We start from the raw sequence: 9,198 nt of genomic DNA on the forward strand, positions 1-9,198 counted from the left end.
GCGTGCTATTCTGTGAACATCACGTCTAGCGGCAGATGTGCTTTCACAATGGGTGACTTGAGCACGACGAAGCTGAAATATTTGTCGATGCCGACATCCATATCGATCAGGCGCTCCATGATCGTCTGATATTCGACAATTCCGGCGGTCACGAATTTCATAAGATAATCGTAACCGCCCGAAACCAGGTGGCACTCAATAACAGAATCGATCTTTTCAACTGTTGCCAGAAAACGTGCAAAATCGATCTGGCGGTGGTTCTTGAGCGTGATCTCGGTGAAGACTGTCAGTGTCTGGCCCAGTTTCGAAACATTGATCTGTGCCGAATATCCGGTGATATAACCTTCCGATTGCAGCTTTTTTACCCGCATCAGGCATGGGCTGGGCGAAAGATTGACCAGTTCTGCGAGTTCGACATTGGTTATCCGCCCATTTTTCTGCATTTCGGATAGGATTTTTATGTCGATTTTGTCGAGCTTCATAGCAAAACCACTCATGCTGTATTCTGAAATCAGATTATTATCTTTTTCGCTTCAAGCTGCAATCGCGCCAGATGCGGTTTTCCATATTCAGTGATCGAGCGAAGCAGACGGGCTTTCTGCGCAATAATCGCCTGTCGCAGCCGCAGCAAACCATATGAAATTCTGTGTAAAGGCAAACTCCGATGCACGTCTTGGCGCGGCGGGCAGTAGGATGTGCAAAACACTGGAGTTCCACACATGTCTGCACCGCTCTTGCACATTGAAACCAGCCCAACCTTGCCAGAGGCAGCGGACGTGGTTGTGATTGGCGGCGGCGTTGTTGGCGTGTTTACAGCCTATTACCTCGCCCGCAGTGGCGTGAAGGTTGCGCTTGTTGAAAAGGGCCGCATTGCAGCCGAACAATCGAGCCGAAACTGGGGTTGGTGCCGCCAACAAAACCGCGATGCGCGCGAGCTTCCGATGGCGACCAGAAGCTTGGAGCTCTGGGATAAAATCGCCGAGGAAACGGGGGAAGATCCCGGTTTTCGCCGTTGCGGGCTTCTTTATCTGTCGCAGGATGAAGCGGAGATTGCAGGCTGGGCGCGTTGGCGTGATTTTGCACAGACTGTTGGTGTAACCACGCATATGTTGAGCGCAGCGGAAGCGGCAGAGCGTGGCAAAGCGACGGGGCGCAGCTGGAAAGGCGGCGTTTTCTCGCCGACCGATGGTATCGCCGATCCGTCACGTGCGGTGCCGGTTGTGGCACGCGGGATTATGGCGGCAGGTGGCAGCGTTCATCAAAACTGCGCTGCGCGCGGTCTTGAGCTGAGCGGCGGACGCGTCAGCGGTGTGGTGACCGAAGCAGGCACAATTGCGACGAAAACCGTGGTGATGGCGGGCGGTGCATGGGCATCTTCCTTCTGCAACCAGTTGGGCATTCGCTTTCCGCAGGCAGCCGTTCGCGCTTCGATCCTGTCGGTCGCGCCCGGTGCTGTCGGTTTGCCTGATGCATTGCATACATCTCAGGTATCGCTCACACGACGCTATGATGGCGGCTATACGCTGGCAATCAGCGGTCGCGCGCGGGTTGATACGACCCCGCAGCAATTGCGTTTTGGCCGTGAATTCATACCGATGTTCATGCGTCGCTGGCGCAGTCTTGCTCCGGGCGGTATTCAGGGCTGGTGTTCAGGCCACGAAACGTTGAGGAAATGGTCGCTCGACAAGATTACACCCATGGAAAGAAACCGTATCCTCGATCCGAAACCGGATGAGGGGCAGATCCGACTGACCTATCGAAGAGCGTGTGACCTCCTGCCGGAACTGGCAAAGACACCGATTGCGAACCGCTGGGCGGGCTATATTGACAGCACACCGGACGGCGTTCCGGCGATTGGTGAGATTGAAACTGTTCCGGGTTTCATTCTGGCGGCAGGGTTCAGCGGACATGGATTTGGCATCGGTCCCGGTGCGGGGCATATGATTGCGGATGTGGTTTTGGGACGTAAGCCGATTGTGGACCCTAAACCTTACACGCCGGAACGCCTGAACCGCAGCGCATGGGGCAAGGTTGCTGACTTTTAAACCAATTCAAGCCAAAGCGCGCATCTATCAGCGATTTAATTTTTCGAACCGCTTAAGCAGCCGTTCGCGCCGCAGACGTGAAAGCCGCTGCACCCAGAAAGTGCCATTGAGCTGATCGATTTCATGCTGATGGCAAACGGCAAGCAATCCTTCGGATTCTTCCGTTTTTTCAGTGCCATCTAGGTTTTGATAACGAATTTTGATGCGTGCATGCCGTTCGACGTCTTCGACAATGCCGGGCATTGAGACGCTGCCTTCCTGATGCTTGATCGTCTCGTCGGAAGCCCAGATTATTTCCGGGTTTACATAAATATGTGTGCCGGTTTCTTTTGAAAGCTCAAGAACAACAACCCGTTTGGCGACACCAATATGCGGTGCCGTGATACCGATGCCGGGTGCTGCACGCATTGTATCGAGTAGGTCGTTTGCGAGATTGCGCAAGGCTTGATCAAATGCGGTGACAGGTTCTGCCACTTCGCGCAGGCGTTGATCGGGATATTGGACGATAGGGCGAACGGGCATAGAGCTACTCTGTTTTGTTGATCATAATGCTGTAGCCAAGCCTGTCAGATTCCGCAAAGTGTTTTGGAGCGATCAAGCGGGAATGACGAGCTTGAGAGCAATCAGCCACATGACGGCTGCAATGAGTAATTCCAGAATGCGCCATGAGGATGGTCTGGCGAAGACCGGACGAAGCCAGGACGCGCCATAGCCAAGTGTGAAGAAAAACAGGAAAGAGGCTGTCACAGCACCGGCCGCAAAAGAGAATTCCTCTCCGGGAAAGCGCGTCGAAATTGTTCCAAGCAGCATGACTGTATCGAGATAGACATGCGGATTGAGCCATGTGAGGGCAAGGCACGTGATCAATGTTTGCGTGTGGCTGGAAGCACGCATTTCCGCCGATATCAGCGCGCTGGACGATCTTAGCGCCGCGTAGAGGCTTTTTGCACCATACCAAAACAGGAAGGTCGCTCCGCCATAGCGCATCACTGGATCGAGCCATGGCATGAGCAAGGCAATTTTCTGAAAGCTGGTCACGCCCAGAACAATGAGAAAAGCATCCGAAATCGCGCAGGCAAGCACGACCGTGAGAACATGCTGATTGCGGAGTCCTTGCCGCAGAATGAAAGCATTTTGCGCTCCAATTGCAACAATCAGGCTCAGGCCCATCATCAGGCCGGTCACATAAACTGAACTATTCACCGCTTTAAGAAGTCCCGAATTATCATTCAGGCTGTTGCTATCGTATCGGGAATGATTAGGCTAATTAATGTGACTTGTTCAGATTAAGAAAAACTAATCCATGCTTGATTATCCGGCACTGCGCGCGGTAACCACTGTTGTCCAGACTGGCAGCTTTGAAAAAGCAGCCATTGCACTCAACATCACGCCATCCGCTGTTTCACAACGCGTCAAGCATCTTGAAGAGCGGCTTGGTGTGGTCCTTATTGTGCGCGGCAATCCGTGCCTCGCGACTGAAAAAGGTGAATGGCTATGCCGCCATATGGAAAATGTGGGCATGCTGGAGAGCGAGTTGTTCAGGCATTTGCCCTCACTGGTCCGCGAAGACGACACGCAGCAACGCGTGACGCTGCATATCGCAACCAATGCGGATAGTCTGGGCACATGGTTTGTTGAAGCCATGTCCAGCTTTTCCAAACAAACCCGCTATTTGCTCAACATAGCTGTCGATGATCAGGATCATACGGCGGAATGGCTGCAACGGGGACGGGTGCTTGCGGCCGTTACAAGTCTGGAAAAGCCGATACAGGGATGTCGACGCCTTTCACTGGGCGCGCTTCGCTATCGCGCGACTGCCAGCCCGGCGTTTGTTGCGCGTTATTTTTCGAAGGGCGTAACGCAGGTCACATTGGCCGATGCGCCTGCGTTGACCTTTAATCAGAAGGACAGATTGCAGTCGCAATGGATCGCTCAGGTGATGGGCCGCGATCTTGCGCATCCCACGCATTGGCTGCCATCCACGCAGGGCTTCATCGAGGCCAGCCTGTCTGACATGGGCTGGGGTATGAATCCTGAGCACCTGGTGAAAGAGCATTTACAGGCCGGGCGGCTTGTCGAGCTGATCCCAAACACGCCGCTGGATATCGCACTTTACTGGCAGATGAACCGGCTGGCTGCGGATCATTTAAGCGAGCTTACGCGCGAGGTTGTGCGTACAGCAAAGGCTGCTCTCGTCACAGCATAAGCATCATCAGGCCTTCTTTCGGAATGAAGACGCGTCGATATTGAGCTTTTGCAGGCGTGCATAGAGGCTGCGACGCGGAAGTTGCAGTATCTCTGCTGCTTCTCCCACATCGCCATTAAGACGCGTGAGCGTGTCCTGCAAAACTTTGGTTTCGAACTGATCGAGTTGCTGGGTAAGCGGCAGGGCGCTCGGCTCGCGCGCCTGATCGACGTCCAGTCCCAGCACGACTTGTTTTGCAAAATTGCGCAGCTCGCGCACATTGCCCGCCCATTCATCGGCGTTGAGCCGCGTTTCTATTGCCCCATCTATGGTCGGTCGCGGCTGACCGAATTGTTTTGCGGCCTCATCAAGGAAATAAGCGAACAAAAGGCCGATATCCTTGCGACGTTCACGCAAGGGCGGAATACGCAGCCTTACGGTTTCGAGCCGATAAAGCAGATCGGACCTGAAACGCCCTGCCTGTACCGCACCTTCAAGCTCGCCTTTTGCGGCAGCAATGATCCGCAGATTAACGGCTCGGGGCTCGCCTGAAACGCTTGGCAATTCGCGCTCTTCGACAACGCGCAAAAGTTTGCCTTGCAGGACGGGCGACATGCTGTCGACCTCATCAAGAAAAAGTGTGCCGCGCTCAGCGTCAATGATGCGGCCACGCTGGATGCGGTTGCCAAACAGCACCTCATCAGCAATGGCATCGGGTAGCGCTGCGCAATCGATTGCAACAAAGCCACGGGCATGGCGTGCGCTCCAGCGGTGCAAAAGACGTGCGACCAGTTCTTTGCCGGTGCCGGTTTCGCCTTCAATCAGCACATCCACATCGACACTTGCAAGCTGGCGGATGGTTTCGCGCAGTCGCACCATGACGGGCGTCTCGCCCAGCAACGGGAAGCCCTGTTCAGCCTCTGCGGCCGCTTTGCGCAGGCGACGGTTTTCGAGAACCAGACGGCGCATTTCCAGCGCGCGCCGCACGCTTGAAATCATATGATCCGCCGCAAAGGGTTTGGCTATAAAGTCGAAAGCCCCTTTTTTAAGCGCTGTCACTGCCATGCCAATATCACCATGTCCGGTCATCAGGATGACCGGCAGTTCGGGATCGCGCGTAAGCAGCGCTTCCATGACCGCATGTCCATCGATGCGCGGCATACGAATATCGGTGACGACAATACCGGGAAAGTCTGCACTCAGATTGGCGAGTGCCGAATGGCCATCGCCGAAGGTCTCGATGTCCAGTCCGGCAATTTCGAAAGAATCCGCAAGAGCCGTGCGAAAGGCCACATCGTCATCGATGAGCATGACGCGCAGTGATTGTGTGTCCGTCATGATTGTTTTGCCTGTTTTAACATGGCTGAGAAGGCAGCGCCGCCTAAGGGGGAAGGCACGATGCGCAAACTGCCTTCGAGTTCTGACATGATGTCGCGTGCAATGCCCAGCCCCAGACCCAGCCCATCCGGTTTGCCGGTGACAAAAGGGCTGAACACATCATCGCCAACCGCAGGATCGATGCCCGGTCCGTTGTCGGCAACGATCAGCGATATATGTTCATTTGCTTGCAAGACATGCAAAGCAACGCGCGGTTTAGATTGGCCTGCCACGGCATCAAGTGCGTTCTGTAAAAGGTTGACCAGAACCTGTTCCAGTCGCACGCGGTTTGCCCGAACTGTGAAGTCGCAGCCATTCGGCATTTCAAGCTCAATACCGGCAGTACGAAAGCGATCGCCCATGATGAGAAGCGTGCCCTCCAGCAATTCATCAAGTCGGATCGGGCCGAGTTGGCCATGCCCACGGCGTGCAAAACGGCGCATTTCCTGCGTGATTGATCCGATGCGGGCGGTGAGTTCGATGGATGTGCTCAGGTTGGTTGCAACCTTGTCCAGTTTGCCTTTTGCCAGATGATGCTGTGCATTCTCGGAAAGCGTCTGAATGGTCGCGACAGGCTGGTTTATCTCATGCACGAGGCCTGCGGTAATGGATCCAAGCGATGCAAGCCTGTTTGCCTGCGCCAGTTCCTCGCGGGCTTTGCGAAAACGCTGATCGGCACGCCCGCGTTCTGCTATTTCAGAACGAAGCTCTGCTGTGCGCTCCATGACCGCTGTTTCAAGTGCCGCCCTGTCGGCTGCCAGACGAGCGGCTCGCGTCATGCGCCAGTAAACAGCGCCTGAGAGCATTGCAATAATGAGCAGTGCTGCCACTGTAATCAGCCGTGCCAGATCCTTTGCTGCGCGCATTACGGGAGCGATGGCCTCAATATGCAGAAGCCTTAATTCCGTTCCGGCGATCTGTTCGCCAACCGTGCGAAATTCTGTGCCTGAGGCACCCCGCATCATGCTTTCAGGTTCGAATGCATAATGGCTGGGTTGCAGATCGGCGATGTTGAACTGCCCGCTTTGGGCTATTTTTTCGCGCTCGGCTGCGGAGATTGGTTGAAAGGACCGAAGGTCTTCCGCTTTGTCTGTGGATGCGAGAATGATGCCGCGCGGATCAACCACGAATGTCTGGCCGGGATCGTTCGCCCAGGTCTGAACGAGTCGGTGAAATTCGAATTTAACGACGACAACACCAGCCGGATTGGGCTTATCGCCTATTCGCTGCGCGAGAAACAGGCCGAAGCGCCCACTGACGTCTCCGATAGCGTAATATTCCGCTGCACCTGAATTCATGGCACCCTGAAAATAAGGGCGGAAGCTATAGTTGCGACCGACGAAACTTTCCGGCGTGTTGGCATTGGACGACGCAATCACGGTGCCATCGCGTGCGATCACATAAATGATAGGCGAGCCGATTTCGTCAGCAAGAAATTCGAGTTTTTTGTTTAATCGTGATGTTGCATTTTGCGGCCCGCCGGCAAGCACATCGTGAAGGTCGCCATATTCTTTCAACACGACCGGCAGAAGGCGAAACTTGGCAAGCTCACTGTCGATAAGCCGGGTCTGCTGCCGTGCAATAAGCGTCGCATCCTGACTGAGCCGTTCAAGCGCGCTTGCCTCTGTCCAGGAGCGCGCAGCCGTCCAGACGCCCGCAACAAGCAGGAAAGCCAGCAGGATCAGCAGGACTCTGCTGAGTTTTGACAGTGTCTTCATTTGTGCAGGATTATGCAATTATCTTTGAAAAGTCACGCAGAATTCTGCACAAAATACAAGTAAGAACTGTGGCGAAATTGTGAATAATTCAACCAATTCAAATGATTAAACTTTTTAATCTGTTGCACTGGCGATCAAAAACGATGTCACGCATTTTAGCGCCACTTCGAAATGGGAGTTTCGTAGGGAGGAGCTTATCCGCGTAACCACGAGAATATGATTATTTCTTGTTCGGCATTTACACCGGCAGCCAGGTTTTGTGTGCAACGCACCTGACCGAGGGCAATCAAATATACCCGGAAGCCTGCGTACTTTGTGGCGTGCTTACAACGGGTGGAACCTCAAAGACTGAGAGATTTGAAGGAGTGACCGCATGGTCTCAATGACATCTGAACGGAGCGATGCGACAAGCACCAATAGCCGTCTTAAATCCATTATCGGTGGATCAACCGGCAATCTGGTCGAGTGGTTTGACTGGTATGTGTATGCCGCCTTCACGCTCTATTTCGCACCGCATTTCTTTCCATCGGAAAGCCAGACTGCGCAACTTCTCAGCGCTGCAGCGGTTTTTGCCGTGGGCTTCATCATGCGTCCGATCGGTGCCTGGATCATGGGGATTTATGCGGATCGCAAGGGCCGCAAGGCTGGTCTTGCCTTGTCCGTGACATTGATGTGTGCAGGCTCCCTGATCATTGCGCTCACACCCGGTTATGAAACGATTGGTATTGTTGCGCCAGCGCTGCTGGTTCTTGCGCGTTTGATGCAGGGCCTGTCTGTTGGTGGCGAATATGGTGCGAGTGCGACCTATCTTTCTGAAATGGCAGGAAAAAGCCGCCGTGGATTCTTTTCATCGTTCCAGTATGTGACGCTGATTTCCGGCCAGCTTCTGGCTATTCTTCTGCTGATTGTGCTGCAAAGAACAATGGAAACCTCAGCGCTTGAATCATGGGGCTGGCGTATTCCGTTCTTCGTTGGAGCATTGCTTGCAGTGGTTGTTTTCTGGCTGCGTCGTGGTCTTGCTGAAACCGAAAGTTTCAAGAATGCGAAGACGAAAGATGCACCAAAGTCCGGCTTCTGGACACTTATCAAGTATCATCCGAAAGAAACGGCTCTGGTCATGCTTTTGACCGCCGGTGGTACGCTCGCATTCTACGCATATTCGATTTATATGCAGAAATTCCTTGTCAACACATCCGGCTTCAGCCGTGAAGTTGCAAGCCAGATCAATGCGATTACGCTGTTTATCTTCATGTGTCTTCAGCCGCTGGCTGGTGCGCTGTCGGATAAGATTGGCCGTAAGCCGCTGATGATCGCCTTTGGTACTGCAGGCGTGCTGTTCACCTATCCAATCTTCTCGACCCTTGAGCAGACGCGGGATCCATGGATCGCCGGTCTTCTGGTCATGGGTGCACTGGTCATCGTCACCGGTTATACATCGATCAACGCGGTCGTTAAGGCCGAGCTTTTCCCGGCACACATCCGCGCGCTTGGTGTAGCCTTGCCTTATGCTCTTGCAAATACATTGTTTGGCGGAACGGCCGAATATGTTGCGCTCAGCTTCAAGAACGGCGGTTGGGAGCGTGGTTTCTACTGGTATGTAACGTTTATGATCGGCATATCTCTGATTGTGTATTTGCGGATGCGTGACACCAGCAAGGACAGCTTGATTTCGGAAGATTAAAAACAAGTATGCCGGGCCAAAAGCCCGGCATTTTCATAGAGCGTTACAACAAAGGATTAGAGTGCTGATCCGATCCAATCAGATCGAAACGCGCTCTAAGTGCCCGACTCAAAATTCAAGCTTTGCGATACGGCGTGTCATTCGCCTGATGGATGCTATGAACATCCATGCCTCTGCTGAGGCGATAGAGGC

At 53.8% G+C, this 9,198-nt stretch carries 8 protein-coding genes; 3 read left to right on the forward strand and 5 right to left on the reverse strand.

Features of this window, described 5'->3' with window-relative positions; translation table 11 throughout:
- Positions 1–5 precede the first annotated feature (5 nt).
- On the reverse strand, positions 6–482 hold the full coding sequence (locus tag VBH83_RS14860; RefSeq protein WP_094508510.1) for an Lrp/AsnC family transcriptional regulator: 477 nt from the start codon (positions 480–482) through the stop codon (positions 6–8).
- Positions 483–719: 237 nt separating this feature from the next.
- Here VBH83_RS14860 and VBH83_RS14865 point away from each other — a divergent pair, with 237 nt between their 5' ends.
- Positions 720–2,045: an FAD-binding oxidoreductase gene (locus VBH83_RS14865; protein ID WP_265985756.1), complete on the forward strand. Its 1,326-nt coding sequence runs from the start codon at positions 720–722 to the stop codon at positions 2,043–2,045.
- A 27-nt stretch (positions 2,046–2,072) separates the two neighbouring features.
- Here VBH83_RS14865 and VBH83_RS14870 read toward each other — a convergent pair whose 3' ends face one another.
- Together VBH83_RS14870 and VBH83_RS14875 are read right to left on the reverse strand one after the other, a co-directional pair.
- Positions 2,073–2,567 (reverse strand): peptide deformylase, encoded by a 495-nt coding sequence (locus VBH83_RS14870; protein WP_265985755.1) that lies wholly within the window; start codon positions 2,565–2,567, stop codon positions 2,073–2,075.
- A gap of 72 nt (positions 2,568–2,639) precedes the next feature.
- The gene (locus VBH83_RS14875) at positions 2,640–3,218 is read right to left on the reverse strand and encodes a LysE/ArgO family amino acid transporter (RefSeq protein WP_265985851.1); all 579 of its coding nucleotides are present in this window, start codon (positions 3,216–3,218) and stop codon (positions 2,640–2,642) included.
- 130 nt (positions 3,219–3,348) lie between these two features.
- Between VBH83_RS14875 and VBH83_RS14880 the strand changes: the two genes are divergently transcribed.
- Complete coding sequence (locus VBH83_RS14880) at positions 3,349–4,251, forward strand: LysR family transcriptional regulator ArgP (RefSeq protein ID WP_265985754.1); 903 nt, start codon at positions 3,349–3,351, stop codon at positions 4,249–4,251.
- Between the two features lie 6 nt (positions 4,252–4,257).
- On the opposite strand, the gene VBH83_RS14885 is transcribed toward VBH83_RS14880, so the two are convergent.
- Together VBH83_RS14885 and VBH83_RS14890 are read right to left on the reverse strand one after the other, a co-directional pair.
- Positions 4,258–5,568, reverse strand: a complete 1,311-nt coding sequence (locus VBH83_RS14885; RefSeq protein WP_396998441.1) for a sigma-54-dependent transcriptional regulator — start codon at positions 5,566–5,568, stop codon at positions 4,258–4,260.
- Complete coding sequence (locus tag VBH83_RS14890; RefSeq protein ID WP_265985752.1) at positions 5,565–7,325, reverse strand: ATP-binding protein; 1,761 nt, start codon at positions 7,323–7,325, stop codon at positions 5,565–5,567. The genes VBH83_RS14885 and VBH83_RS14890 overlap by 4 nt, the downstream gene beginning before the upstream one ends.
- A gap of 373 nt (positions 7,326–7,698) precedes the next feature.
- Between VBH83_RS14890 and VBH83_RS14895 the strand changes: the two genes are divergently transcribed.
- Positions 7,699–9,006 (forward strand): MFS transporter, encoded by a 1,308-nt coding sequence (locus tag VBH83_RS14895; protein WP_396998443.1) that lies wholly within the window; start codon positions 7,699–7,701, stop codon positions 9,004–9,006.
- Positions 9,007–9,198: the final 192 nt, after the last annotated feature.

It is taken from the genome of Ochrobactrum sp. S1502_03, from assembly GCF_044435015.1.
Lineage (GTDB): Bacteria > Pseudomonadota > Alphaproteobacteria > Rhizobiales > Rhizobiaceae > Brucella > Brucella chromiisoli.